The sequence below is a fragment of the Agromyces protaetiae genome, assembly GCF_004135405.1.
Taxonomy (GTDB): domain Bacteria; phylum Actinomycetota; class Actinomycetes; order Actinomycetales; family Microbacteriaceae; genus Agromyces; species Agromyces protaetiae.
Genome location: NZ_CP035491.1, coordinates 2174474 through 2197096 on the forward strand (window position 1 = coordinate 2174474; position 22623 = coordinate 2197096).

Here is a 22623-nt window from a genome sequence, read left to right on the forward strand (position 1 = left end):
GAGCCTAGCGAGGAGGGCGTCGGCGAGGCATCCGCTCGTCTAGGCTTGTCGATCGTGACGGACGCACCGATCGGGATCTTCGACTCCGGCGTCGGCGGCTTGACCGTCGCGCGCGCGGTCAAAGACCAGTTGCCGAACGAGTCGATCCTCTACGTCGGCGATCTCGCCCACTCGCCCTACGGGCCGAAGAAGATCGCGGATGTCCGCCGCTACGCCCTCGCGGTGCTCGACGACCTCGTCGCGCAGGGCGTCAAGATGCTCGTGATCGCGTGCAATACGGCCTCGGCGGCGATGCTGCGCGACGCGCGCGAGCGCTACGACGTGCCCGTCGTCGAGGTCATCCAGCCGGCCGTGCGCCGTGCGGTCGCGACGACCCGCAACGGGCGCGTGGGCGTCATCGGCACGGTCGGCACGGTGCAGTCGCGCGCGTACGACGACGCGTTCGCAGCGGCGCCCCACCTCGAGCTCTTCACCCGGGCGTGCCCGCGGTTCGTCGAGTTCGTCGAGGCGGGCGTCACGACCGGACCCGAACTCCTCGCGCTCGCCGAGGAGTACCTCGCGCCGCTCAAGCGGGCCGAGATCGACACGCTCGTGCTGGGCTGCACCCACTACCCGTTCCTCAAGGGCGCGATCTCGTACGTCATGGGCGAGGAGGTCGCGCTCGTGTCGAGCGACGTCGAGACCGCCAACGACGTCTACCGCGTGCTCGTCTCCCAAGGGCTCGAGCGCCGCTCGCCCGAACCGCCTGCCTACCGCTACGAGGCGACAGGCACCTCGACGAGCGCATTCCTCGACCTCGCCCACCGGCTCATCGCCCCCGAGATCCCGAGCGTCGAGCTCGTGCAGACCGGAGTCATCCACCTTCCGAAGGGACCCCTCTCGTGACCGACAGCACCAGCACCGGAGCATCCATCGTCCGCGCCGACGGCCGTACGCCCGCCGACCTCCGCGAAGTGACCATCGAGCGCGGGTGGAGCGCGCACGCAGAAGGCAGCGCGCTCATCTCGTTCGGCAACACCAAGGTGCTGTGCACCGCGAGCTTCACGAACGGCGTGCCGCGGTGGATGAACGGCTCGGGCAAGGGCTGGGTGACGGCCGAGTACGCGATGCTGCCGCGCTCCACGAACACCCGCAACGACCGCGAGAGCGTCAAGGGCCGCATCGGCGGGCGCACGCACGAGATCAGCCGGCTCATCGGACGGTCGCTCCGCGCCGTCGTCGACACGAAGGCGCTCGGCGAGAACACCATCCAGATCGACTGCGATGTGCTGCAGGCCGACGGGGGCACGCGCACGGCCGCGATCACGGGTGCGTATGTCGCACTCGCCGACGCGATCGAGTGGGCGCGCGGCAAGAAGTTCATCGGGCAGAGGGCGACGCCGCTCATCGACACCGTCTCGGCGGTGTCGGTCGGCATCATCGACGGGACGCCCATGCTCGACCTCGCCTACGTCGAAGACGTGCGCGCAGAGACCGACATGAACGTCGTCGCGACGGGCCGCGGACTCTTCGTCGAGGTGCAGGGCACCGCCGAGGGCGCACCGTTCGACCGGCGCGAACTCGACGCCCTCCTCGACCTCGCGCTCGCGGGCAACCTCTCGCTCGCCGAGTTCCAGCGGGCGGCGCTCGCGCAGTCGCTCGCCGCTGCGAAGGGGGAGTGACCGATGTCGCTCGAGATCGTGCTCGCGACGGGCAACGCCCACAAGGTCGCCGAGTTCCAGCGGATCCTCGGTGGGCAGATGCCCGACCTCGTCGTTCGGCCCTACGGGGGGCCGTCGCCCGTCGAGGACGGCACGAGCTTCGCCGAGAACGCGCTCATCAAGGCGCGCGCGGCGGCTGCGGCGACGGGGCTCATCGCGTTGGCGGATGACTCGGGGCTGTGCGTCGACGTGATGGGCGGCGCTCCCGGCATCTTCTCGGCCCGCTGGGCCGGGGCGCGCAGGGGCGACGAGGCGAACGTGCGTCTCCTGCTCGATCAGCTCGCCGATATCCGGCGCTCCGACCGCGACGCTTCGTTCCATTGCACGATCGCGCTCGTGGTGCCGCCTGGGCTCACGACCGAGGGTGCGAAGGAGTTCGTCGCCGAGGGCGTCTGGCCCGGATCGGTGACGTACGAGCCGCGGGGCTCCCACGGGTTCGGCTACGACCCGATCTTCGAGCCCGAGGGCCGCGAGATCACGGCGGCCGAGCTCGCGCCCGACGTGAAGAGCGCCGAGAGCCACCGCGCCCGCGCGTTCACGGCGCTCGTGCCCGAATTGCGCCGGGTGGCGTCGCTCCTCGCCTGAGAACGCTACTCGTTCCCACTTCCATCTCGGCGTGACCTGGGATTTCCGACGTAGGCTCGAAGCATCATGGGCCACTCGCACGACCACACGCACGACCTCGCCGCGGGGCGGGGGAGCGGCGCGCGCACGCGCATCGTGATCGCCATCGCGATCATCGGCGCGTTCCTCGTCGTGCAGGTGGTCGGCGCGCTTCTGAGCGGCTCGCTCGCCCTCCTCGCCGACGCCGGCCACATGGCGAGCGACCTCGTCGGCCTCGTCGTCGCACTCGTCGCGGCCGTCGTCGCCGCACGCCCAGCGACCGATCGGCAGACGTACGGGTTCCAGCGCTTCGAGGTGTTCGGCGCGCTCGTGAACTCGATCATCCTCATCGTCGTGGCCGTGACGGTCGCGATCGGCGCGATCGGCCGTCTCGTCTCGGGCGCCGCGGGCGAGGCCCATGAGGTGCAGGGCGGACCGATGCTCGTCATCGCGATCATCGGCCTCGCGGCCAACATCGCGGCCATGCTCGTGCTGCGCGGGGGAGCGAAGGACAGCATCAATCTGCGCGGCGCCTACCTCGAAGTGCTCGGCGACACGATCGGGTCGCTCCTCGTCATCGTCGCGGGCATCGTCATCCTGACGACCGGGTGGGACGCCGCCGACCCCATCGCCTCCCTCGCGATCGCCGCACTCATCGTGCCCCGCGCGCTCGTGCTGCTCCGCGATGTCATGCGCGTGCTGAGCCAGGGCGTGCCGGCCGACGTCAAGGTCGAAGACGTCCGCGAGCACCTGCTCGCGACGCCGGGCGTCGTCGACGTGCACGACGTGCACATCTGGGCGATCACGACCGGCGCGCACGTCTTCAGCGCTCACGTCGTCGCCGACCCCGCCGCGGTGAGCGGCGAGGCCGAGCAGCGGTGCCTTCTCGACGAACTCGAGGACTGCCTCGCTGACCACTTCGACGTCGCCCACTCGACGTTCCAGCTCGAGTCGGCCGCGCACGCGGCGCACGAGCATCCGTCGCACAGGTAGCGAGCCGCCCCGGCTCGCGGTGCAGAGCGCATGACGGATGTCTCGGCGTCGTCCTCGCCGCGGCTGACGGCCCGCGATGCCGCGACGAGTCGACGCCTGTGCGCTACTTCGACTCGTCGGGGTGCTGGCCGCGGTCGAACACGTCGGCGTCGAGCACGAGCTCCTCGGCCTCGTCGGCGTCGGTGACGACGTCTTCGCCGGCCGCTTCGGCCTTCTTCGCCTTCGACCGTTCGCGCAGGTAGTGCCAGACCGTGACGGCCGCGGTGAAGACCACGACGGCGATGAGGATGAGGTCGATGTACTCGGTCACGAAGTCGGCGATGGGCGGGATGAACCCGATGAGGTATCCGAACATCGTGAGGCCGAAGCCCCAGATGATCGCGCCGATGAGGTTGTAGAGCGTGTACTTCGCCTTGTTCATGTGGCCGACGCCCGCGGCGATCGGCGCGAACGTGCGCACGATGGGCACGAAGCGGGCGAGGATGACGGCGAGCGCGCCGAAGCGTTCGAAGAACGCGTTCGTGCGTTCGACGTTCTTGATGCTGAAGAGGCCCGACTCTTTGCGCTCGAAGATCGACGGCCCTGCCTTGTGGCCGATGTAGTACCCGACTTCGCCGCCGACGAACGCCGACAGGCCGATGAGCAACGCCACCCACCACACCGAGATGCCGAACGCGCCGTCGACGGCGTACGGCTGCGAGTGCGACAGGATGCCCGCGATCACGAGGAGCGTGTCGCCCGGAAGGAGGAACCCGATGAGCAGGCCCGTCTCGGCGAACACGATGAAGCACACGACCGCGAGTGCCCACGGCCCCGCAGCCTGGATGATGCCTTCGGGATCGAGCCACGGGATGAGGGCGGTGTGGATCACTGAGGCTCCTGTCGGCGTCTGACGCAACGGGCGTGCCGGGTCGCTTGCGACGACTCGGTCTGGGCGGGTTCGCGCAAGTCTACCGATCCGAGGCGAACGCCGAACCGGGAGAAGGCTGAATCATCCGGCCGGATGATTCGAACCGCGGATGCCCCGGGGCGCGCGCCGCACGCGGCGCCGTTGTCGCACGCAGCGACCCCGGGGCATCCGGATTCTCAGGCGCCGAGCGCCTCGAAGATCGCGCCGTTCAGCCGGAACGACGCGCGCGCCTCGCCGACGAGCGCATCGATCTGCTCGGGCTCGAGCGCGAGCGCGTTCATGGCCTCGCGGTAGCGGCGCTTGTAGCGGACCGGGCCCTCGTCGCCGAGGCCGAAGTCGTAGAACCTGAGCTGCTCGGGCGTCGCGCCGTAGTGGCGCGCGACGAGGGCGGCGATCGCCTGGCCGCCCGACAGGTCGCCGAGGTAGCGCGTGTAGTGGTGGGCGAGGTAGCGCACGTCGTTGTCGAGCAGGTCGTGCAGGTGCGTCGTGTACGCCGTGGTCGCGGCGAGCGGCGGGTGGGTCTCGCGCCAGTCGGCGGCGCCGAGCGCGGCGAGGTCGGCTTCGATCGCGGCCAGGCGGTCGAGCTTCGGGTCGAAGATCTCGGGGTCGCCGACGCGGTGCCCGCGCGACTCGAGGGCCTCGTAGACCCACGCGAACTGCGCGAGGTAGCGCGTGTAGTCGGCGAGCGAGAGTTCGCCGCCCATGAGCGCGGTGATGAAGCCTCGGGTCTCGGCGTTGCGGTGGTCTTCTGCGGTCGCGGCGCGCACGAGGGCGGCGACGTCAGCGGGGTCCTCCGCGGTGGTGCGGGTGTCGGGTGCGGGGGGTGCGATCGACATCTCGGCCTTTCGGGTCGGGTTGGTAAGGCTTACCTTACCTCGTTTGCGGGCAGCTGACGCGAATCGAGGGACGGATGTCTCGGGCGAAGCTCGTGTCGGCGGGTCCGGCTAGCGTCGCTGTCATGCGATCGGGCTTCATCTACACGGGCGACGACCCTGTCCTCGCGGTCGACCTCGCTCGCCTCGCCGAACTCCACGGGTGGGACGGCTTCTTCGTGTGGGAGGGCATCTGGGCGACCGACGCATGGTCGACGCTCGCGGCGGCCGCCGTCGTGACCGAGCGCATCCGCCTCGGCACGATGCTCACACCCGTGCCGCGACGGCGGCCGTGGGAGCTCGCGAGCCAGACCATGACCGTCGACCGGCTCTCGCGCGGGCGCGTGACGCTCTCGGCCGGGCTCGGGGTGCCGCAAGAGGTCGAGCAGCGGTTCTGGCTCTTCGAGAACGATCCCGGTCGGCGTGTGCGCGCCGAACGACTCGACGAGTCGCTCGAACTCCTCGAACGCATGTGGCGAGGCGTGCCGTTCGTGTACGAGGGGCGGCACTTCCGCGCCGCCGAAGCCACGATGATGCTCCCGCCGCCCACGGTGCAGCAGCCGCGCATCCCGATCTGGGTCGTCGGTGCGTGGCCGCGCGAGAAGTCGATGCGGCGCGTCGCCCGGTACGACGGATGGCTGCCCAACTACGCGCCGCCCGGCGTGGCGCAAGTGCCGGGCTCACCCGAGTTCACACCTGACATCCTCGCCGAGGGCGTCGCGTGGATCGCGCGCGAGCGCGCCGAACTCGGGCTCGCCGATCGGCCGTTCGACATCGTCCAGGAGGGCACGACGTCGGGCCTCGACCGTCAGGCGGACGCGGCGATCGTGCGGCCGTGGGCCGAGGCGGGTGCGACGTGGTGGCTCGAATCCGACTGGTCCCTGCCCGCAGAGCGGATCGAAGGAGCCGCGCGAGCGCGACTCGAAGCGGGGCCGCCGGGCGGCTGACCGGGGTTCACCGACCGGAGTCGGCGACCGCACCGCAGTTCCAGCACGGCGTCGCGTCGACGCCCTCCACGAACGCACCGCACGCGTCGCACACGCGGTCGAGCCAGCAGACCGGATCGCCGGCCGGACCCTGCGGTCGTGTCACATTCGCGTCGGCATCGGTCATCTCGCCATAGTGTCAGACGGTGCCCGCCCCCATACCTCCCGGCGCAGCGCGCGTCTCGGCTCCGGCCCACGTCGTCGTCGAACCCAGCGTGCTCTACGTCGGCACCCCGGCCTACCTCATCGCGACCGAGAACCCCGACGGGACGCCGAACCTCGCGCCCGCGTCGTCGTACTGGGCGCTCGGACGAATGCTCGTCCTCGGCATCGAGGTCGACGGGCAGACCGCCGCGAACCTCCTCGTACGTCCCGGCATCACGGTGAACTTTCCCTCGAGCGACTTGTGGCAGGCCGTCGCGCGCCTCGGCGCCCTCACCGGGCGCGACCCGGTGCCCGACGCGAAGGCCGCCCGATACCGGTACGAGAAGGACAAGTTCGAGGCGTCCGGCCTCACGCCCGAGGCATCCGATCTCGTCCGACCGCCTCGCGTCGCCGAGTGCAGGCTGCAGTTCGAAGCGACCGTGCGGCGCACAACCGAGGGCCTCGACGGCGGCTATCTCATGGTCGAGGCCGAAGTAGTGCGCGTCCATGCGGATCCCGCGATCCTCGACCCGACCGGCGAGCACATCGACCCGACCCGGTGGAACCCGCTCGTGTACGCGTTCCGCCACTTCTTCGAGCGCGGCGTCGAGGTCGGCTGGCTCGCGTCGAGCCCGACGGCGCCGCACGCGCCCGTGCTCGACGGACCGTAGGCCGGCTCAGCCCGCGTCGGTCGCGGCGGAGCCGATGCGGCGGAACCTCGGCATGACGCGCCCGTCGCACTCGACCTGCTCGACCCACATCGCAAGCGGGCGCACCCACACGCCGAATGCGCCGTACAACGCGCGGTAGACGACGACCTCGGCCTCGGTCTCGCTGTCGCGCGCGAGGTGCAGCACCTCGTAGCGATTGCCTTTGAAGTGCTCGTAGAGGCCCGGCGTCACGAGCGATTCGGGCCGGTCGGGTGTGCTCATGCGTGCATCGTACGGGCGACGGGCCCGAGACATCCGCCCCCCGCCGAAGCCGAATCGCGGGGTTGCGTGAACGAGTGCGGAAGGCGGGACTCGAACCCGCACGCCCGAAGGCACAGGAACCTAAATCCTGCGTGTCTGCCGATTTCACCACTCCCGCGTGCGGAAACAGTCTAGGCGGGCCCCGCGCCCTCTATCGTGAGCGTATGGATCCGGCCGTCGCCACGTTCGTCATCCTCGTCCTCGCCGTCGTCGCGTTCATCACCGGCAGGGTGCCGATCGCCGTCGTCGCGCTCGGCGTCGCCGTCGCGCTGTGGGCGACCGGCGTCCTCGAGATCGGTCAGGCGCTCGCAGGGTTCAGCGATCCGACCGTCATCCTGATCGCGTGCCTCTTCGTCGTCGCGGAGGCGTTGGATGCCACGGGCGTGACCTCGTGGGTCGGGCAGAAGGTCATCGGCGGCGCCGGAACGGGGCGTGTGCGCCTCACGGTCATCGTCATGACGATCGCCGCCGCGCTCGCCGCGTTCATCAGCATCAACGGCGCCGTCGCGGCGCTCATCCCCGTCGTCGTCGTGGTCGCCGCTCGCGCCGACATCGTGCCGTCGCGCATGCTCATCCCGCTCGCGTTCGCCGCGAGCGCCGGTTCGCTCCTGACGCTCACGGGAACGCCCGTGAACCTGCTCGTGTCCGAGACCGCGGCGAGCGCGGGCGGCCGCGCGTTCGGATTCTTCGAGTTCGCGCTCGTGGGCGTCCCGCTCGTCGTCGTGACCGTCGTGATCGTCGTGCTCGGGCGAAATCGCCTGCTGCCCGTGCGCGAGGCCGAAGAACTCGACGACCTGCACGACGTCCACGAGACCAAGCGCACGTGGCGGGAGGAGTACGAGGTCAAGACCGCGCAGCTCCAGATCGGCGTCGCCGAGGGAGTCGCCGAGGTCATGATCGCGCCGCGTTCGGAGCTCATCGGTCGGAAGGTCTCTCCGGGTATGCGCACCCGCCAGGAGCACCTCATCATCCTCGCCGTGCGGCGTCACGACAGCGAGGGGCTCACGCTGCTGGAGGGCGAAGCGAAACTTCGCGCCGGCGACGCCCTCCTCGTGCAGGGCCCGTGGGAGGCGCTCGACCGTTACGTGCGGTCGCCGGACGTGATCTCGATCACGCCGCCGCAGGCGCTGCGCCGGTCGGTGCCGCTCGGGAAGGGCGCGAAACGGTCGCTCGTCGCCCTCGCGATCATGGTGGTGCTCCTCGCCTCGGGGCTCGTGCCGCCCGTGGTCGCCGGGCTCCTGGCCGCGCTCTTCATCGTCGTCACCGGCGTGCTGCCCGTGCCGCAGGTGTTCCGATCGATCCCGTGGACGGTCGTCGTGCTCATCGCCGGCATGATCCCGCTCTCGACGGCGTTCATCTCGACGGGCGCGGCGGGCATCGTCGCCGATCTCGTGCTGTCATGGGTCGGCGGAGCATCCCCCTACCTCGCGCTCCTCGTGCTGTGCGTCGTCACGCTCGTGCTCGGGCAGACGATCTCGAATGTCGCGACGGTGCTCGTCGTCGCGCCGATTGCGGTCGAGATCGCGCGAACGCTCGACCTCAGCGTGCTGCCGTTCATGATGGCGCTCACGGTCGTGGGCGCGGCGGCGTTCCTCACGCCCATCGCGACGCCCGCGAACCTCATGGTCATGCAGCCGGGCGGGTACAAGTTCGGCGACTATTGGCGGCTCGGTCTGCCGCTCGCGCTCGTCTACCTCGCGTTCGCGGTGCTGTACGTGCCGCTCGTCTGGCCCTTCTGACGCCTGCCGCGCGCTCGCACGAGGAGCACCGACGCCGCGAGCGCGACGCTGCCCCATAGCGCGATCGGCAGGTCGAGGAAGAACTGCATGACCGCGAACGGCGGCGCGATCGCGAGGACCGCGGCGGCGACGATCGCGACCGGGGACGGTCGGCGTGAGCCGACGGGGATCGCCGGCGAGACCGTCTCGAACCGCGCGAGCGGGATCGTCACGAGCCAGACGAGCACGAGCACGACGACGAAGACGGGGATGCGCGTCCACCACCACGCCCCGCTCGCGGGTTCGGGTGCGGCACTCGGGATGAGCAACGTGAGCCCCGCGACGGCGACGATGACGGGCAGGTGCCAGAGGTACACGGTCATGGCGCGCGAGCCGATGAGCCCGACGACGTTCTGCGCGACTCGCGTGCGCATGAGCGCCGAGAGCGGCCGATGGAGGAACGTGAGGAGCGAGAGCTGCGCGATGCCGAGGAGGGCGAGCGGCACGGTCGGCGGATTGAGGTTCACGAGCATGTCGGGGGAGTACCAGCCCGCGCCGACACCCGGCCAGAGGAGCAGGTAGCTCGCCGCGGCGAGTGTGATCAGTTGCCATGCCGGGCGAGCCTTGAACCATCCGTCGGCGTACCAGAAGCCGAGTTGCTGCACGAAGCCCCACACGAAGACGAGGTTCACGAGCCCGATCTCGGTGACTCCCGTCGCCGCGCGGATCGCGTCGACCACGACCGCGCCCGCCGCGAGGGCAGCGAGGGTCGCGCGCGGAGCGCGCTCGTGCAGGCGGGCGAACACCGGCACGAGGCACTGGGCGATGAGGAACGCCGCGAGGAACCACAGCGGCGAACCCGTTCCCGTCGCGACGCCGTCGAGCAGCACCGGGTCGACCCCGACGATGGTCGCGATGCCGAGCGCGACCGCGAAGAACACGAAGAGCGGCAGCGCGGGCGTGGCGAGCCGCATCGCGCGGCCGCGCACGAAGTCCCAAGCGTCGCCGCCCTTGCGCTGCGTGCTCCGCCACGACGTGTAGGCCGTGAACCCGCCGAGCGCGAAGAACAGCGGCATGATCTGCCCCGCCCAGGTCGCGGCCGGGAACCAGGTCTGCGCCTCGAGCGGCCGCGACATGACGATCGCACCGGATGCGTCGAGCCCCACGCCGATCATGAGCAGGTGGATCACCACCACGAGGAGCACGCAGAACACGCGAGCCAGGTCGACCACGAGATCGCGCTTCGCGATCAGGGCGGCGCGCTCGGCGGCGGTCAGGGCGTTCGACATCGGACTCCTCGGTAGGGCGTGCACCGAGTGTAACGACGGGCGGATGTCTCGCCGGGCGCCTTGTGGATGCTCACGGCAGATTCGAGAGCACGAAGAGCAGGAGAAGGCCGAGGCCCGAAACGGCGTTGACCACCAGCGCGATCACGGCGACCCAAGGGACCGAACGATCGGGCTCGGCGACAGCTCCACGCTTCGCGAGCGAGCGGGCCCAGATCGCCGCGCCGATCGCGGCGACCGCGAACGCGAGGCCGATACCCGAGGAGGTGGACCCGACCTGGCGGAGGATCGCCTCGCCGGGCGCGGTGCTCCCGGACGCCAGCGTCAGCACCGCGAGCTCCATGGCGAGCAGCATGGCGAACGGGACGACGGTGGCGGTGACGTAGTACACGGCGAGCGACGTGGTCGACACGGCGAGGCTGAGGCGAGACAGTCCGCGCCCGCGGACAGCGGAAGCGGATCGCACGGCGGCGAGGGCGGGGGACAGTGACATCGGGGGACTCCTTCACACGGATTCGAACAGATCGGTCGTCTGCGAGATTCGCGTGCAGGGCGACTCTCCGGGCGGTCGATCCCGGCGACGGTGGAAGAACGGTGAGGCGCACGCCGTGTGGAGGAGCGGTGAGCGGTGCGAGCGGGGTCGGCCCGAGACATCCGAACCTTTGCGTGTGGATAACTTCGCGGGGTGGCATCCGGCCCTCTGAAAGGGTGGGGGCATGCCAGACGCCGCCCGCACCATCGCCGAGCGCGTGCGTCAGAGGGTGCTCCGCGAAGGCGTCGACCTCGCGGCCGACGACACCGTCGTCGCGCGGTTCGCGCGCGACGAGGTGCGCCGCCACAACGAGCTCGCGCTCGGCGGCGTGCACGAGGCCGTCGCCGACGAGGCGGGCGCGGAGCGCGACGTCGTCGCCGAGCTCGTCGGGTTCGGTGCGCTGCAGCCGTTCCTCGACGATCCGACGGTCGAAGAGATCTGGGTCAACGGGCCGGCGCGCGTCTTCGTCGCGCGGAACGGCGTCTCCGAGCTCACGAACCTCGTGCTCGCCGACCGCGAGATCCGCGAACTCGTCGAGCGCATGCTGCAGCATTCGGGTCGCCGCGTCGACTTGAGCAGCCCGTTCGTGGATGCCTCGCTGCCCGACGGGTCTCGGCTCCACGTCGTGATCCCCGATGTGACGCAGTCGCACTGGGCCGTGAACATCCGCAAGTTCCAGCGGCGCATCCGCACGCTGCCGCAGCTCGTCGAGCGCGGGTCGCTCACGCGCGAGGCATCCGAGTTCCTCCGCATGGCGGTGCTCGCGGGCGCCAACGTGCTCGTCTCGGGCGCGACGCACACGGGCAAGACGACGATGCTCAATGCGCTCGTGTCGAGCGCGCGCCCGAGCGACCGCGTCGTGACGGTGGAGGAGACGTTCGAACTCGACCTCGACGTGCGCGACGTCGTCGCCATGCAGTGTCGGCAGCCGAGCCTCGAGGGCACGGGCGAAGTGACCCTCCGTCGGCTCATCAAAGAGGCGCTCCGCATGCGGCCCGACCGGCTCCTCGTCGGAGAAGTGCGCGAGGCCGAGAGCCTCGACCTGCTGATCGCGCTCAACAGCGGCCTGCCCGGCATGTGCACCATCCACGCCAACTCGGCGCGCGACGCGCTCGTGAAGCTCTGCACGCTGCCGCTCCTCGCAGGCCGCAACATCGACGCCGCGTTCGTCGTGCCGACGGTCGCGAGCTGCATCGACGTCGTCGTGCACCTCGCGATCGATCGGCAGGGCGTGCGCCGGGTCGAGGAGATCGCGGTCACGACCGGCTGCGTCGACGACGGGGTCGTCGAGACCGAGATCGTGTTCCGCCTCGAGGGCGGTCGGTTGCGAGCGACGGATGCCAGGCCCGCACGCCTCGGGAAGCTGCGCGCCGCCGGGTACGACCCCGAGATCGTGCTGGGTGCTGCATGAGTCTCGTCCTCGGAGCCGTGCTCGGGCTCGGCATCCTCCTCGTGGTGTCTCCGTTCCTCTGGTCGGCGCGCGCAGGCGCCGGTGTCGGCGGCACGGACGGGCGACGCGGCGGCCGTCGCGCGGGCGACCTCGTGCGCGATGAACTGCACCTCGCAGGCCTCGGCGAAGTGCCGATCGTGGTCGTCGTGCTCGTCGCAGTGGTGGTGGCGGTCGTGGCTGCGGCCGTCGCCCACGCCACGCTCGCGCTGCCCGTCATGACCCTCGCTGCGGCGGTCGCAGGGTTCGCTGTGGTGCCGCTCGTGGTCCGGGCGCGAGCCACGGCTCGACGTTCGGCCAACCAGGCGGTGTGGCCCGAAGTCGTCGACCACCTCGTCTCGTCGGTGCGGGCCGGCATGTCGCTGCCCGACGCGGTCGCCGCGCTCGGCGACCTCGGTCCCGCGGCCACTCGTGCACCGTTCGCGGAGTTCGGCGCGGAGTACCGGCGCACGGGCGTCTTCGAACCCGCCCTCGATCGGCTCAAAGACCGACTGGCCGACCCCGTCGCCGACCGTATCCTCGAGACCCTTCGGATGGCGCGCGACGTGGGTGGCGGCGAGATCGTCCGTGTGCTCCAGGCACTCTCGTCCTATCTTCGTGAAGACGCCGCGCTCCGCGGCGAGGTGCGCGCTCGTCAGTCGTGGGTGCGGAACGCCGCCCGCCTCGGAGTCGCAGCCCCCTGGCTTCTCCTGCTCGTGCTCGCGACCAAGCCCGAGACGATCCGCGCCTACGATTCGCCGGCGGGCACGGCGCTCCTCCTCATCGGGCTCGTCGTCACACTGATCGCGTACCGGGTGATGATCGCGCTCGGCGCGATCCCCGGCGAACGGCGGTGGTTCGGATGAACGCCACCGCAGCGCTCGCACTCGTGGCGGGTGTCGTCCTCGGCATCGGCCTCTGGCTCGTGCTCGCGACGATCCCCACCCTCGGACGCCCTCGTCTCATCGAGCGCGTCGCCCCGTACATCGCCGATCGATCCGAAGCCGCTCGCGCGATGCTCGTGCCTCGAGCCAACGACCCGTCTGCCGTGCTCGGCGTCCTCGTCGCGCCCGTCGTCGGACGCGGTCGCGATCTGCTGTCCCGTCTCCTCGGCGGCAACGAGACGATCGCGCAGCGGCTCCGACAAGCCGGCTCCACGCACACCGTCGAACGGTTCCGGGGCGAGCAACTGGCATGGGCCGTGGGGGCGCTCGTCGCCGCCGCCGCGATCGCCGGGTTCGCGCCGACGTTCCAGACGATGCCGGTGATCGCTCGCCTCGCGATCTCTGTGCTCGCAGCTGCCGCCGGTGCGGTCGGCCGTGACTGGCTGCTCCAGCGGGCCGCCAAAGCACGACTCGCGCGCATCTCGGCCGAACTTCCGACCGTGCTCGAGTTCCTCACACTGAGCCTCACCGCCGGTGAAGGCATCCTCGACGCGGTCCGGCGCATCGCCCGCATGGGGTCGGGTGAGCTCTCTCACGAGTTCGCCGACGTGATCGCCGCCGTCGGCACCGGAGTGCCGCTCACGACCCGCTTGGCGGCGCTCCGCGATGACCTCGCCCACCCCGCTCTCACCCGGGCACTCGACCAGGTGCTCGGCGCACTCGAACGCGGCGCCCCGCTCGCCGCCGTGCTCGGCGCGCAGGCGGCCGATGCCCGAGCCGAGGCGAAGCGCACGATCATCGAGCTCGCGGGCACCAAAGAGATCGCGATGCTCGTGCCGCTCGTGTTCCTCATCCTCCCCGTGACGGTGGCCTTCGCACTCTTCCCCGGGTTCGTCGTGCTCCAGGCGGGTTTCTGACCTCGTGACCACCGCTCCTCATCGATCTTCCGACCTCCTCGAAGGGAACCCCCATGCGACGACTCCGCGACCGAATCATCCGCACCCTGCACGAGAGACTGCGCGACGAGCGCGGCGACGTGCCCGGCTGGGTGCTCATCACACTGATGACGGCCGGCCTGGTCATCGTGATCTGGACCTTCGCCGCGCCGGCACTGCAGGGCGTGTTCGACGACGCGATGTCGCGCGTGCTCGATCACCCCTGACCCTCGCAGACGAGCGCGGGTCGGCCGTCGCCGAGTTCGTCATGGTGGCAGCCCTCTTGACGACTCTCGTGCTCGCGGTGCTGCAATTCGCGCTCGCGCTCCACGTCCGTACGACGCTGCTCGATGCGGCCGCCGAGGGCGCGCGGTACGCGGCTCTCGCCGGGACGACCGACGCCGAGGGCGCGCAGCGCACGGTCGAGCTCGTGTCGACGGCGTTGAGCCCCGGGTACGCGTCCGATGTGCACGCGACCCGCACCGAGGTCGGGGGAGTGCCCGTCGTCGCCGTCACCGTGCGCGCCGCGCTTCCCGTGTTCGGGCTCATCGGCATCGACGGCGGGCTGGAGGTGACGGGTCATGCGGCCATCGAGGCGCTCGACTGACTGGGCGCGACCGCGGAGCGCACTCTGCGAACGGCTTCGCGCCTGGCTCGCGAGCGACGACCGGGGCTCGGCGTCCCTCGAGTTCCTGACCGTCGGAGTGCTGTTGCTCGTGCCGGTCGTGTATCTCGTGCTCGCCCTCGCGTCGGTGCAGTCGGCGGCGCTCGGCGTCGAGGGTGCAGCTCGCCACGCGGCGCGGGTCGCGTCGCTCGCGGGCGACGAACGGTCGGCCGAGATCGTGGTGGAGCGGTCGGTGCGGGTCGCCCTGGCCGACTACGGAATTGATGCGGATGCGGCATCCGTTCGTCTCGACTGCGGCCGCGCGAACGACTGCAGCGCGCCAGGCGCGCGCGTGCGCGTCGACGTCGACGCACGCGTCGTGCTGCCGCTCGTGCCGTCGTTCCTCGGGCTCGATCGGTTCGCGAACGTCGCGGTCGCGGGACATGCGACGCAGACGGTGTCGCGATTCGCGGCGGTCGGCGGATGATCCGGCGAACGGGTGAGGCGATGCGGGAGCGGATGTCTCGACGGCTCAGGGATGACTCGGGCTCGACGCTTCCGCTCGTGCTCGTCTACGCGCTCTTCGCGTTGGCGCTCATGGTCGTCGGCGTCTCGGCGACTTCGCTCTACCTCGAACGCAAACAACTCTTCACGGTCGCCGACGGGGCCGCGCTCGCCGCGGCCGAGGCATGGTCGCTCGAGAGCGTGAACATCGAAGACGGCGTGTTCGCGTTCGACCTCGCGGAGGACGCCGTCGACCGCGCCGTCCGCGACTACCTCGCCGATGCGGGCGCGCTCGACTACGGCGGCGGATTCGACCGACTCGAGATCGTCCACGCGACGGCCGACGACACCCTCACTGCGACGGTGACCCTCCGCGCCGTGTGGCGCCCGCCGGTCGCCTCCGACTTCGTGCCGATCGAGATCCCCGTCGAGGTGACCGCGACGGCGCGGTCGGTGTTCAACTGATCAGACCGTGATCGCCAACCGGTCGATGCGCCCGTCGCGGAGTTCGAAGCCGTAGCGGAGCGTGACGGTGCCGCCCGGGAAGTCGCCGTCCAGTCGCACGAGCACGACCGCGTGGTCGTCATCGACGAGTTCTTGTCCGATGCGGGTACTGGTGTAGGTGTACTCGGTCGAGGACTCTCGAATCCAGGCGTCGATGGCATCGCCGCCCTCGTAGGTCTTGCCGTCGTCGAAGACAACGGCGTCGGCCGCGAAGAGGGCGGTGGCGTCGCTGTACCGGCTCGCGTCGCGCGCATCGAGATAGGCGAGCACGGGCGCCGGCAGCATGCCTGGGGCGTACTCGGTGAATGTGTCGGTCATCGGGATCTCCATTCGTCGGGCAGGGTGTGCGCGGGTTCAGGTCGTGCGGACGGTTCCGCCGTCGACGACGATGTCGGAGCCGAGGATGCCGGCAGCGTGCTCCGAGGCCAGGAACGCGATGACTCCGGCGATCTCTTCGGGGGTCGCGAAGCGACCGAGCGGCACGCCGCCGAGTGCCGCGACGAGGGAGTCCCACGCGGCATCCCGGTCGCCGTCGTGACGCTCGGTGAGACGGTCGAGCAGGCGGTCGGCGCCCTCGGTCTGGATCCCGCCGGGGGAGACGGTGTTGACGCGGATGCCGTGCGGCGCGAGTTGGCCGGCGAGCCCCTTGCTGTAGGTGCGCAGTGCCGCTTTGGCGGCCGCGTAGGCGAGCGTGCCGTCCCACAGGGGCATGCGTGCCTGGATGGATGCGACGTGGATGATCGCTCCACGCCCGGCTTCGATCATCGAGGGCACGAGCTCGCGGTCGACGCGCACCGCGGAGAGCAGGTTCAGGTCGAGTTCGCGCTCCCACTCCTCTTCGCCGAGGGCGGCGAAGCCGCCGGTCGGCGAGTGCGACCCGCCTGCGACGTGGACGAGCACGTCGGGGGTGCCGTCGGCGAGCACGAGTCGGGCCGCCGCGTGCACCGAAGCGGGGTCCGTGAGGTCTGCTGCGACGAAGCGGGCCGAGTCGGCGTCGCCTGGGGGCGGAGTACGCGCGATGACCGTGACATCCATGCCCGTGTTGCGCAGGCGTCGTACGACGGCTGCGCCGGTTCCGCGAGACCCGCCGGTGACGACGGCGCGGAGCGCGTGGTCGCCCGTTCCCGACGGGGAAGGCTGGGTCACTTCTGTTTCAGCAGTCATGGTAACTGCTAGAATAGCACTAACCACTAACGCAGGATGCGTCGGAGGCCGGCGCTCGACAGGAGGCTGCATGTCCGCGCGCGTACGGGTCGAAGACCGCGAGTGTCCGCTCTCGACGGCGATGTCGTATGTCGGCGAGTGGTGGACGATGCTGATCCTCCACGACTGCTTCGACGGCTATTCGCGCTTCGACCAGTTCCAGGCGAACATCGGCTTGTCGTCGAGCATGCTCACGGCGAGGCTCAAGACGCTCGTCGACAACGGGATCCTGACCAAGCGCGCGTATCAGGAGCGCCCCGTGCGTTACGAGTACGTGCTCACCGACTTCGGTCGCTCGCTGCGTCCGATCCTCGTGGCGATGGCGGCCTGGAGGAACGAGCAACTCGCTCCGTCCGAACGTGCGATGGTGCTCGTCGATTCCGAGACCGGTCGCGAGGTGGAGCCGGTGACGATCGATCCCGTCTCGGGAGTCTCCGTGTCGGACCCGCGCTTCGCGTTCCGTTCCGGCCCCGCCGCGGGCGAACAGATGCGGGCGCGCTACGCGCGTCCGCGTGCACGCGATGTCTAGGGGCGGGGTCTCTACCGCCGCCTGTGCGGGTGCGGCACGTACCGCGGCACCCACCGCCAGAGCATCGCCGCGCCGACGATGCCGATGACGCCGACGACGATGTTCGCTGCGACGAGCGACACCCCCGCGGTGATGCCGGCGATGAGGAGGGGCGCGCCCGCGTTGCCCGTGTCGGCGATCATGCGGAACGCGCCGAGGAAGGGCGCGGGGTTGTCTTTGGGTGCGAGGTCGGCGCCGAGGGTCATGATGAATCCGCTCGTGACGCCGTTCGCGAAGCCCAGCACGACGGCGAGCGCCGTGAACCAGCCGACGCGGTCGGGCAGGTCGTGCGTGAACGCGAGCGCGATGTGCCCGAGGGCCATGCCGAGCATGCCGGGGATCGCGCTCCACAGCCGGCCGAAGCGGTCCATGATCTGCCCGCTCGAGTAGAACAGGGCGAAGTCGATCGCGCCCGAGATGCCGACGATGAGCGCGGCCTGCTCGGCTGGCAATCCGATCGACACCGACCACAGCGGCAGCACGACCGTGCGGCTCGCGCGGAGCGCGGAGAGCACCCCGGCACCCGTTCCGAGCCGGACGAGGACAGCCGCGTTCTCGCGGATCGCCCGGAACACGCTCGGCGACGGTGCATCGGCCGGTTTCGAGGCATCCGGATTCGCAGTGCCGCTCACCTTGCGAACGCTGCCGGTGGCGGTGGATGTCTCGCGCGCGAGCTGTGCCGCACCGAAGACCCGCTCGGGGTCGGGCAGGAACAGCAGCACGGCGACGACGGCCGCGCACGCGGCGACGAGCACCCAGAACACCGACTCGGTGTGGCCCGTCCATGCGATGAGCGCGGCAGCGACGAACGGGCCGACGGCCCAGCCGCCGCGGAACACGCCGCCGAGGGTCGAGAGCGCGCGGGCGCGGATGCGCGCAGGCACATAGCTCGTGAGGAATGCGTGTCGGGCGAGGCCGAAGACCGAGGTCGCGAGCCCGAGCAGGAACACGCCGACGCCGAGCCAGAACACCGTCGGCAGGAGGAGCGCGAGCACGACGCCGACGACCGCGAGCGCGGCGGCGCCGATCATCGCGGGCCGTTCGCCGACCTTCGCGACGAGCCATCCCGCCGGCAGATCGCCCACGAGCTCGCCCACCATGAGGAGCGCCGCGATGAGGCCCGCGAGGGCGAGGGAGGCGCCGCGATCGGTTGCGACGATCGGGATGACGGGGATCATCGCGCCTTCGCCGAGCGAGAACACGAGCGTCGGCAGGTAGACGGGGACGACGACCGAGCGCCAATCGAAGGGAGCGGGCTGGGCGACGGACATCGATTCGACGCTACACCCGCGGCATCCGCCTCCCAGACGCGACGACTAGGCTGGGACGGCCATGTTGGATTCTGACTTCACGCAAGAGATCGCCGCCCTGCGCTCCACGTACGACGACATCCGCGCCGTCGTCGACGTCGACGCCCTCGAGGCCGACATCGCCCGACTCTCCGAGCAGGCGGGCGCCCCCGATCTGTGGGACGACCCCGCTGCGGCGCAGAAGGTCACGAGCGCCCTGAGCCACAAGCAGGCCGATCTCAAGCGCGTGACCGACGTCGGTCGCCGTCTCGACGACCTCGACGTCCTCGTCGAGCTCGCGAACGAAATGGAGGACGACGACGCAGAGCAGGAGGCGCGGGCCGAGCTCGTCGAGCTCCAGGGCGTCGTGAGCCAACTCGAAGTGCAGACCCTCCTCGACGGCGAGTTCGACGACCGCGGCGCCGTCGTCACGATCCGTTCGGGCGCAGGCGGCGACGACGCGACCGACTTCGCCGAGATGCTGCTCCGCATGTACCTGCGCTGGGCCGAGCGTCACGAGTACCCGGTCAAGGTCATGGACACCTCGTACGCCGAGGGCGCGGGCATCAAGTCGGCGACGTTCGAGGTCGACACCCCGTACGCCTACGGCACGCTGTCGGTCGAGGCCGGCACGCACCGCCTCGCGCGCATCAGCCCGTTCGGCTCGGCCGACAAGCGGCAGACGAGCTTCGCGGCCGTCGAAGTCATCCCCGTGATGGAAGAAGCGGTCGAGGTCGACATCCCCGAGGGCGACATCCGCGTCGACGTGTTCCGCTCGTCGGGCCCCGGCGGGCAGTCGGTCAACACGACCGACTCGGCGGTGCGCATCACGCACATCCCGACGGGCCTCGTCGTCTCGATGCAGAACGAGAAGTCGCAGATCCAGAACCGTGCGGCCGCCATGCGCGTGCTCCAGACCCGCCTCCTCCTCCTCAAGAAGGAGGAAGAGGCGGCCAAGAAGAAGGAGCTCGCCGGCGTCATCACGGCGAGCTGGGGCGACCAGATGCGGTCGTACTTCCTCTACGGCCAGCAGCTCGTGAAAGACCTGCGCACGGGCTACGAGGTCGGCAACCCCGCGGTCGTCTTCGACGGCGACCTCGACGGCCTCATCGCTGCCGGCATCAAGTGGCGCAAGCGCAAGGACGACGACTAAGCACGCTCGCGCGAGTCGCTGACGACAAACGGCGCGAGTCTGTTTAGGCTCGTTCCCGATGATCCGCTTCGACCACGTCACCAAGAAGTACCCGGGCCAAGGTCGGCCCGCTCTCGACGACGTCGGGGTCGAGATCCTGCGCGGCGAGTTCGTCTTCCTCGTCGGCGCCTCGGGCTCGGGCAAGTCGAGCTTCCTCCGGCTGATCCTCAAAGAGGCGCGGCCGACGTCGGGCAAGATCCATGTGCTCGGCCAAGACCTCGGCACGATCTCGAGCCGCAAGGTGCCGTACTTCCGCCGCAATCTCGGCGTCGTCTTCCAAGACTTCCGCCTGCTGCCGAACAAGTCGGTCTACGAGAACGTCGCGTTCACGCTGCGCGTGATCGGCAAGTCGCGCGGGTTCATCCACCAGGCCGTCCCCGAGACCCTGAAGCTCGTCGGCCTCGAGGGCAAAGAGAAGCGCATGCCGCACGAGCTCTCCGGCGGTGAGCAGCAGCGCGTCGCGATCGCGCGCGCGATCGTCAACAAGCCGCAGATCCTCCTCGCCGACGAGCCGACGGGCAACCTCGACCCCGTCACGAGCGCCGGCATCATGACCCTCCTCGAGCGCATCAGCGCGAGCGGCACGACGATCGTCATGGCGACCCACGAGGCCGGCATCGTCGACCAGATGCGCCGCCGCGTCATCGAGCTCTCGGCGGGCGTCATCGTGCGCGACGAGCGCAGCGCGGGCTACGACGGCCAGACGGTGCGCGACGTCGAGTACGAGCCCGTCACCGAAGGGCAGGACGCGGATGTCTCGGCCGACGCCGCAGGCGCGAAGCCGGCGAAGCGCGGCGCGGCAGGGACCGCAGGCAAGGCCGGGGCCGCGAAGCGCGCACCCTCGACGAAGGCGGCGGCGGGCGACAAGCCGGCTCCGACCGCAGCACCCGCTTCGACCTCGAAGGGCACCGCGGCCGGTGCAGCCGCGGCCGGTGCCGCGGGTGCGTCGGCGCGCAAGAAGGTCGACGGCACGAAGCCGGATGCCTCGCCCGAACCCGCGACGACGACCGGCGCCGCACCCATCACGGCAGCCGCCCCCAAGGTCACCCCCGAGGTCATGCGCGACGCCGCACCGCTCTATATCGAGCCCGAGGCGACCGACGCCGTGACCGACGAAGCCGCCGAGATCACCGCGGCCGCCACGGGCAAGATCGCCATCGACCCCAAGGCGCTCGTGCCCGAGGCATCCGACGCCGACGAGACATCCGCCCCGCTCACGCTCGCCGAGCGACTCGGCCTCCGCGCACCCGGCGGGCCGCGCGACGACGACCGCGACCAGGAAGTGGGGCCGACCACATGAGGCTTGGACTCGTGCTCGCCGAGGCGGCGAGCGGACTCCGACGCAACGCCTCGATGGTCGTGTCGGTCGTGCTCGTGACGTTCATCTCGCTCACGTTCGTGGGCGTCGCCGCGCTCATGCAGCTGCAGATCGCGCAGATGAAGGGCTACTGGTATGACCGAGCCCAGGTCGCCGTGTACCTGTGCACCCAACTGTCGACGACGGCGGGCTGCGAGTCGGGTGAGGCCACCGAGGAGCAGAAGGCCGCGATCGAAGCGCAACTGAACTCCGACACGCTCGCGCAGTTCATCGACGACGTCACGTTCGAAGACCACGACCAGGCGTATGCGAACTTCCAGCAGCAGTTCGCCGGCACGCCCGCCGCCGAGTACGTCACCCCCGATCAGCTCAACGAGACGTTCTGGGTGAACCTCGTCGACCCGTCGCAGAGTGAGATCATCTCCGAAGCGCTCGCCGGATTCCCCGGTGTCGAGCAGGTCATGGACCAGCGGAGCCTGCTCGACCAGATCTTCGACGTGCTGAACGCCGCGAGCTTCACGGCCATCGCCGTCGCCGTCATCATGCTCGTCGCGGCCGCGCTGCTCATCGCGACGACCATCCGCCTCTCGGCGTTCTCACGCCGAAGAGAGCTCGGCATCATGCGACTCGTCGGCGCGTCGAACCGGTTCATCCAGACGCCGTTCGTGCTCGAGGGCGTGCTCGCCGGGCTCATCGGCTCGCTTCTCGCGGGCGCCGCCGTGCTCGCGATCGTGCAGTTCTTCGTGCAGGGCTACCTCGCGAAGACGCTGTCGTTCACGTTCGTCGACCTCGGCGACGCGTGGCTCGTCGTGCCGCTCCTGATCCTCGTGGGCGTCGCGCTCGCGGCCGTGTCGGCGGGCATCGCGATCCGGCGGTATCTGCGGGTGTAGGCGGCGGGTGCCCGATCACCCGCTAGACTGGCAGGCTGCTCGGCGTTGGCCGAGACATCCCTCTGTCGAACATCAACGAAACAAGGAGTGAGCCGTGCCCAGGGAACGCGGGGAGAAGGTCGTCGCGACCAACCGGCGGGCGCGCCACGACTACACGATCGAGGACACCTACGAGGCCGGCATCGTGCTGACCGGCACCGAGGTCAAGTCGCTCCGCGAGGGGCGCGCGTCGCTCGTCGACGGCTACGCGTTCATCGACGGCGGCGAGATGTGGCTCGACGCCGTGCACATCCCCGAGTACACCGAGGGCACGTGGAACAACCACGCGCCCAGGCGCAAGCGCAAGCTCCTGCTGCACAAGCAGGAGATCATCAAGATCAGCCACCGCACGGCGCAGGGCGGGTACACGCTCATCCCGCTCAAGATCTACTTCAGCGACGGTCGGGCGAAGGTCGAGCTCGCGGTCGCGAAGGGCAAGCGCGAGTACGACAAACGGCAGGCGCTGCGCGAGAAGCAGGACAAGCGCGAGGCCGATCGCGCCATGGCGAGCCGTCGCCACATGGGGGAGTAGGGCACAGCGGGTTCTCGGCG

Annotated in this window: 28 protein-coding genes and 1 tRNA gene; 19 read left to right on the forward strand and 10 right to left on the reverse strand. The window is 70.3% G+C overall.

Annotation, left to right across the window (positions count from 1 at the left end):
- Positions 1-54 precede the first annotated feature (54 nt).
- From murI to ET445_RS10130, 4 genes are all read left to right on the forward strand, one after another.
- Positions 55-885 (forward strand): glutamate racemase, encoded by an 831-nt coding sequence (gene murI, locus ET445_RS10115; protein ID WP_129191111.1) that lies wholly within the window; start codon positions 55-57, stop codon positions 883-885.
- Entirely contained in the window at positions 882-1661 is a 780-nt protein-coding gene (gene rph / locus ET445_RS10120; RefSeq protein WP_129191113.1) for a ribonuclease PH, read from the forward strand. Before murI ends, rph begins: the two co-directional genes overlap by 4 nt.
- Before the next feature lie 3 nt (positions 1662-1664).
- Positions 1665-2285, forward strand: a complete 621-nt coding sequence (gene rdgB / locus ET445_RS10125) for an RdgB/HAM1 family non-canonical purine NTP pyrophosphatase (protein WP_129191115.1) — start codon at positions 1665-1667, stop codon at positions 2283-2285.
- Between the two features lie 66 nt (positions 2286-2351).
- Positions 2352-3296, forward strand: a complete 945-nt coding sequence (locus tag ET445_RS10130) for a cation diffusion facilitator family transporter (protein WP_129191117.1) — start codon at positions 2352-2354, stop codon at positions 3294-3296.
- 103 nt (positions 3297-3399) lie between these two features.
- Here the strand turns inward: ET445_RS10130 and ET445_RS10135 are convergent, their stop codons facing one another.
- The gene (locus ET445_RS10135) at positions 3400-4167 is read right to left on the reverse strand and encodes a DedA family protein (protein WP_165314369.1); all 768 of its coding nucleotides are present in this window, start codon (positions 4165-4167) and stop codon (positions 3400-3402) included.
- Between the two features lie 215 nt (positions 4168-4382).
- The gene (locus ET445_RS10140; RefSeq protein ID WP_129191119.1) at positions 4383-5042 is read right to left on the reverse strand and encodes a biliverdin-producing heme oxygenase; all 660 of its coding nucleotides are present in this window, start codon (positions 5040-5042) and stop codon (positions 4383-4385) included.
- A gap of 122 nt (positions 5043-5164) precedes the next feature.
- Here ET445_RS10140 and ET445_RS10145 point away from each other — a divergent pair, with 122 nt between their 5' ends.
- The gene (locus ET445_RS10145) at positions 5165-6025 is read left to right on the forward strand and encodes an LLM class flavin-dependent oxidoreductase (RefSeq protein ID WP_129191121.1); all 861 of its coding nucleotides are present in this window, start codon (positions 5165-5167) and stop codon (positions 6023-6025) included.
- A 7-nt stretch (positions 6026-6032) separates the two neighbouring features.
- On the opposite strand, the gene ET445_RS17260 is transcribed toward ET445_RS10145, so the two are convergent.
- Positions 6033-6191, reverse strand: a complete 159-nt coding sequence (locus ET445_RS17260) for a hypothetical protein (RefSeq protein WP_165314370.1) — start codon at positions 6189-6191, stop codon at positions 6033-6035.
- Positions 6192-6210: 19 nt separating this feature from the next.
- On the opposite strand from ET445_RS17260, the gene ET445_RS10150 reads away from it, so the two are divergent.
- Positions 6211-6879 carry a flavin reductase family protein gene (locus tag ET445_RS10150; RefSeq protein ID WP_208008364.1) on the forward strand — a complete coding sequence of 223 codons (669 nt, stop codon included), beginning with the start codon at positions 6211-6213 and terminating at the stop codon, positions 6877-6879.
- Positions 6880-6885: 6 nt separating this feature from the next.
- Here ET445_RS10150 and ET445_RS10155 read toward each other — a convergent pair whose 3' ends face one another.
- Positions 6886-7140 carry a DUF1653 domain-containing protein gene (locus ET445_RS10155; protein ID WP_129191123.1) on the reverse strand — a complete coding sequence of 85 codons (255 nt, stop codon included), beginning with the start codon at positions 7138-7140 and terminating at the stop codon, positions 6886-6888.
- Positions 7141-7215: 75 nt separating this feature from the next.
- Positions 7216-7297, reverse strand: a tRNA-Leu gene (locus ET445_RS10160).
- A 46-nt stretch (positions 7298-7343) separates the two neighbouring features.
- Here ET445_RS10160 and ET445_RS10165 point away from each other — a divergent pair.
- A complete protein-coding gene (locus tag ET445_RS10165) occupies positions 7344-8918 on the forward strand; it encodes an SLC13 family permease (protein ID WP_129191125.1) in 1575 nt (524 codons plus the stop codon).
- Here the strand turns inward: ET445_RS10165 and ET445_RS10170 are convergent.
- Both ET445_RS10170 and ET445_RS10175 read right to left on the reverse strand, forming a co-directional pair.
- Positions 8870-10186 (reverse strand): acyltransferase family protein, encoded by a 1317-nt coding sequence (locus ET445_RS10170; protein WP_129191127.1) that lies wholly within the window; start codon positions 10184-10186, stop codon positions 8870-8872. The two genes, ET445_RS10165 and ET445_RS10170, sit on opposite strands and share 49 nt — an antisense overlap.
- Before the next feature lie 70 nt (positions 10187-10256).
- On the reverse strand, positions 10257-10676 hold the full coding sequence (locus ET445_RS10175) for a hypothetical protein (RefSeq protein WP_129191129.1): 420 nt from the start codon (positions 10674-10676) through the stop codon (positions 10257-10259).
- Positions 10677-10899: 223 nt separating this feature from the next.
- On the opposite strand from ET445_RS10175, the gene ET445_RS10180 reads away from it, so the two are divergent.
- Genes ET445_RS10180 through ET445_RS10210 form a run of 7 tightly spaced genes read left to right on the forward strand, consistent with a single transcriptional unit; the run spans position 10900 to position 15533 of the window.
- The gene (locus ET445_RS10180) at positions 10900-12126 is read left to right on the forward strand and encodes a TadA family conjugal transfer-associated ATPase (RefSeq protein WP_129191130.1); all 1227 of its coding nucleotides are present in this window, start codon (positions 10900-10902) and stop codon (positions 12124-12126) included.
- Positions 12123-13007 carry a type II secretion system F family protein gene (locus ET445_RS10185; RefSeq protein WP_129191131.1) on the forward strand — a complete coding sequence of 295 codons (885 nt, stop codon included), beginning with the start codon at positions 12123-12125 and terminating at the stop codon, positions 13005-13007. The genes ET445_RS10180 and ET445_RS10185 overlap by 4 nt, the downstream gene beginning before the upstream one ends.
- On the forward strand, positions 13004-13942 hold the full coding sequence (locus ET445_RS10190) for a type II secretion system F family protein (protein WP_129191132.1): 939 nt from the start codon (positions 13004-13006) through the stop codon (positions 13940-13942). Before ET445_RS10185 ends, ET445_RS10190 begins: the two co-directional genes overlap by 4 nt.
- Before the next feature lie 53 nt (positions 13943-13995).
- Entirely contained in the window at positions 13996-14187 is a 192-nt protein-coding gene (locus ET445_RS10195) for a hypothetical protein (protein WP_129191133.1), read from the forward strand.
- Between the two features lie 41 nt (positions 14188-14228).
- Complete coding sequence (locus ET445_RS10200) at positions 14229-14567, forward strand: TadE/TadG family type IV pilus assembly protein (protein ID WP_129191134.1); 339 nt, start codon at positions 14229-14231, stop codon at positions 14565-14567.
- Positions 14542-15051 (forward strand): TadE family protein, encoded by a 510-nt coding sequence (locus ET445_RS10205; protein WP_129191135.1) that lies wholly within the window; start codon positions 14542-14544, stop codon positions 15049-15051. Before ET445_RS10200 ends, ET445_RS10205 begins: the two co-directional genes overlap by 26 nt.
- Positions 15052-15083: 32 nt before the next feature.
- Positions 15084-15533, forward strand: coding sequence for a pilus assembly protein TadG-related protein (locus ET445_RS10210; protein ID WP_165314371.1), 450 nt, complete (start codon positions 15084-15086; stop codon positions 15531-15533).
- Here ET445_RS10210 and ET445_RS10215 read toward each other — a convergent pair whose 3' ends face one another.
- Positions 15534-15890 carry a nuclear transport factor 2 family protein gene (locus tag ET445_RS10215; RefSeq protein ID WP_129191137.1) on the reverse strand — a complete coding sequence of 119 codons (357 nt, stop codon included), beginning with the start codon at positions 15888-15890 and terminating at the stop codon, positions 15534-15536. It abuts the gene before it with no gap.
- A gap of 36 nt (positions 15891-15926) precedes the next feature.
- Complete coding sequence (locus tag ET445_RS10220) at positions 15927-16736, reverse strand: SDR family oxidoreductase (RefSeq protein ID WP_129191138.1); 810 nt, start codon at positions 16734-16736, stop codon at positions 15927-15929.
- Positions 16737-16806: 70 nt separating this feature from the next.
- On the opposite strand from ET445_RS10220, the gene ET445_RS10225 reads away from it, so the two are divergent.
- The gene (locus ET445_RS10225) at positions 16807-17304 is read left to right on the forward strand and encodes a winged helix-turn-helix transcriptional regulator (protein ID WP_129191139.1); all 498 of its coding nucleotides are present in this window, start codon (positions 16807-16809) and stop codon (positions 17302-17304) included.
- Positions 17305-17315: 11 nt separating this feature from the next.
- Here ET445_RS10225 and ET445_RS10230 read toward each other — a convergent pair whose 3' ends face one another.
- Positions 17316-18614: an MFS transporter gene (locus ET445_RS10230; protein WP_129191140.1), complete on the reverse strand. Its 1299-nt coding sequence runs from the start codon at positions 18612-18614 to the stop codon at positions 17316-17318.
- 61 nt (positions 18615-18675) lie between these two features.
- Here ET445_RS10230 and prfB point away from each other — a divergent pair, with 61 nt between their 5' ends.
- The 4 genes from prfB (at position 18676) to smpB (ending at position 22603) form a co-directional block, all read left to right on the forward strand.
- Positions 18676-19785: a peptide chain release factor 2 gene (gene prfB, locus ET445_RS10235; RefSeq protein WP_129191141.1), complete on the forward strand. Its 1110-nt coding sequence runs from the start codon at positions 18676-18678 to the stop codon at positions 19783-19785.
- A 58-nt stretch (positions 19786-19843) separates the two neighbouring features.
- Complete coding sequence (gene ftsE, locus ET445_RS10240; RefSeq protein WP_129191142.1) at positions 19844-21124, forward strand: cell division ATP-binding protein FtsE; 1281 nt, start codon at positions 19844-19846, stop codon at positions 21122-21124.
- Positions 21121-22032 carry a permease-like cell division protein FtsX gene (gene ftsX / locus ET445_RS10245; protein ID WP_129191143.1) on the forward strand — a complete coding sequence of 304 codons (912 nt, stop codon included), beginning with the start codon at positions 21121-21123 and terminating at the stop codon, positions 22030-22032. Before ftsE ends, ftsX begins: the two co-directional genes overlap by 4 nt.
- 94 nt (positions 22033-22126) lie before the next feature.
- A complete protein-coding gene (smpB, locus tag ET445_RS10250) occupies positions 22127-22603 on the forward strand; it encodes an SsrA-binding protein SmpB (protein ID WP_129191144.1) in 477 nt (158 codons plus the stop codon).
- Positions 22604-22623 lie beyond the last annotated feature (20 nt).

What these genes read in the sequence shown, in the direction of transcription:
- ET445_RS10180 (WP_129191130.1), top strand. Translation starts at nt 10,900, where the DNA reads ATGCCAGACGCCGCCCGCACCATCGCCGAGCGCGTGCGTCAGAGGGTG.
- ET445_RS10215 (WP_129191137.1), bottom strand. Translation starts at nt 15,890, where the DNA reads ATGACCGACACATTCACCGAGTACGCCCCAGGCATGCTGCCGGCGCCC.
- ET445_RS10230 (WP_129191140.1), bottom strand. Translation starts at nt 18,614, where the DNA reads ATGTCCGTCGCCCAGCCCGCTCCCTTCGATTGGCGCTCGGTCGTCGTC.
- ET445_RS10165 (WP_129191125.1), top strand. Translation starts at nt 7,344, where the DNA reads ATGGATCCGGCCGTCGCCACGTTCGTCATCCTCGTCCTCGCCGTCGTC.
- ET445_RS10205 (WP_129191135.1), top strand. Translation starts at nt 14,542, where the DNA reads ATGCGGCCATCGAGGCGCTCGACTGACTGGGCGCGACCGCGGAGCGCA.
- ET445_RS10185 (WP_129191131.1), top strand. Translation starts at nt 12,123, where the DNA reads ATGAGTCTCGTCCTCGGAGCCGTGCTCGGGCTCGGCATCCTCCTCGTG.
- ET445_RS10130 (WP_129191117.1), top strand. Translation starts at nt 2,352, where the DNA reads ATGGGCCACTCGCACGACCACACGCACGACCTCGCCGCGGGGCGGGGG.
- ET445_RS10175 (WP_129191129.1), bottom strand. Translation starts at nt 10,676, where the DNA reads ATGTCACTGTCCCCCGCCCTCGCCGCCGTGCGATCCGCTTCCGCTGTC.
- ET445_RS10170 (WP_129191127.1), bottom strand. Translation starts at nt 10,186, where the DNA reads ATGTCGAACGCCCTGACCGCCGCCGAGCGCGCCGCCCTGATCGCGAAG.
- ET445_RS10200 (WP_129191134.1), top strand. Translation starts at nt 14,229, where the DNA reads ATGGTGGCAGCCCTCTTGACGACTCTCGTGCTCGCGGTGCTGCAATTC.
- ET445_RS10140 (WP_129191119.1), bottom strand. Translation starts at nt 5,042, where the DNA reads ATGTCGATCGCACCCCCCGCACCCGACACCCGCACCACCGCGGAGGAC.
- ET445_RS10190 (WP_129191132.1), top strand. Translation starts at nt 13,004, where the DNA reads ATGAACGCCACCGCAGCGCTCGCACTCGTGGCGGGTGTCGTCCTCGGC.
- ET445_RS10225 (WP_129191139.1), top strand. Translation starts at nt 16,807, where the DNA reads ATGTCCGCGCGCGTACGGGTCGAAGACCGCGAGTGTCCGCTCTCGACG.
- prfB (WP_129191141.1), top strand. Translation starts at nt 18,676, where the DNA reads ATGTTGGATTCTGACTTCACGCAAGAGATCGCCGCCCTGCGCTCCACG.
- ET445_RS10220 (WP_129191138.1), bottom strand. Translation starts at nt 16,736, where the DNA reads ATGACTGCTGAAACAGAAGTGACCCAGCCTTCCCCGTCGGGAACGGGC.
- ET445_RS10155 (WP_129191123.1), bottom strand. Translation starts at nt 7,140, where the DNA reads ATGAGCACACCCGACCGGCCCGAATCGCTCGTGACGCCGGGCCTCTAC.
- ET445_RS17260 (WP_165314370.1), bottom strand. Translation starts at nt 6,191, where the DNA reads ATGACCGATGCCGACGCGAATGTGACACGACCGCAGGGTCCGGCCGGC.
- ET445_RS10145 (WP_129191121.1), top strand. Translation starts at nt 5,165, where the DNA reads ATGCGATCGGGCTTCATCTACACGGGCGACGACCCTGTCCTCGCGGTC.
- ET445_RS10210 (WP_165314371.1), top strand. Translation starts at nt 15,084, where the DNA reads ATGTCTCGACGGCTCAGGGATGACTCGGGCTCGACGCTTCCGCTCGTG.
- ftsX (WP_129191143.1), top strand. Translation starts at nt 21,121, where the DNA reads ATGAGGCTTGGACTCGTGCTCGCCGAGGCGGCGAGCGGACTCCGACGC.
- ET445_RS10195 (WP_129191133.1), top strand. Translation starts at nt 13,996, where the DNA reads ATGCGACGACTCCGCGACCGAATCATCCGCACCCTGCACGAGAGACTG.
- ftsE (WP_129191142.1), top strand. Translation starts at nt 19,844, where the DNA reads ATGATCCGCTTCGACCACGTCACCAAGAAGTACCCGGGCCAAGGTCGG.
- rdgB (WP_129191115.1), top strand. Translation starts at nt 1,665, where the DNA reads ATGTCGCTCGAGATCGTGCTCGCGACGGGCAACGCCCACAAGGTCGCC.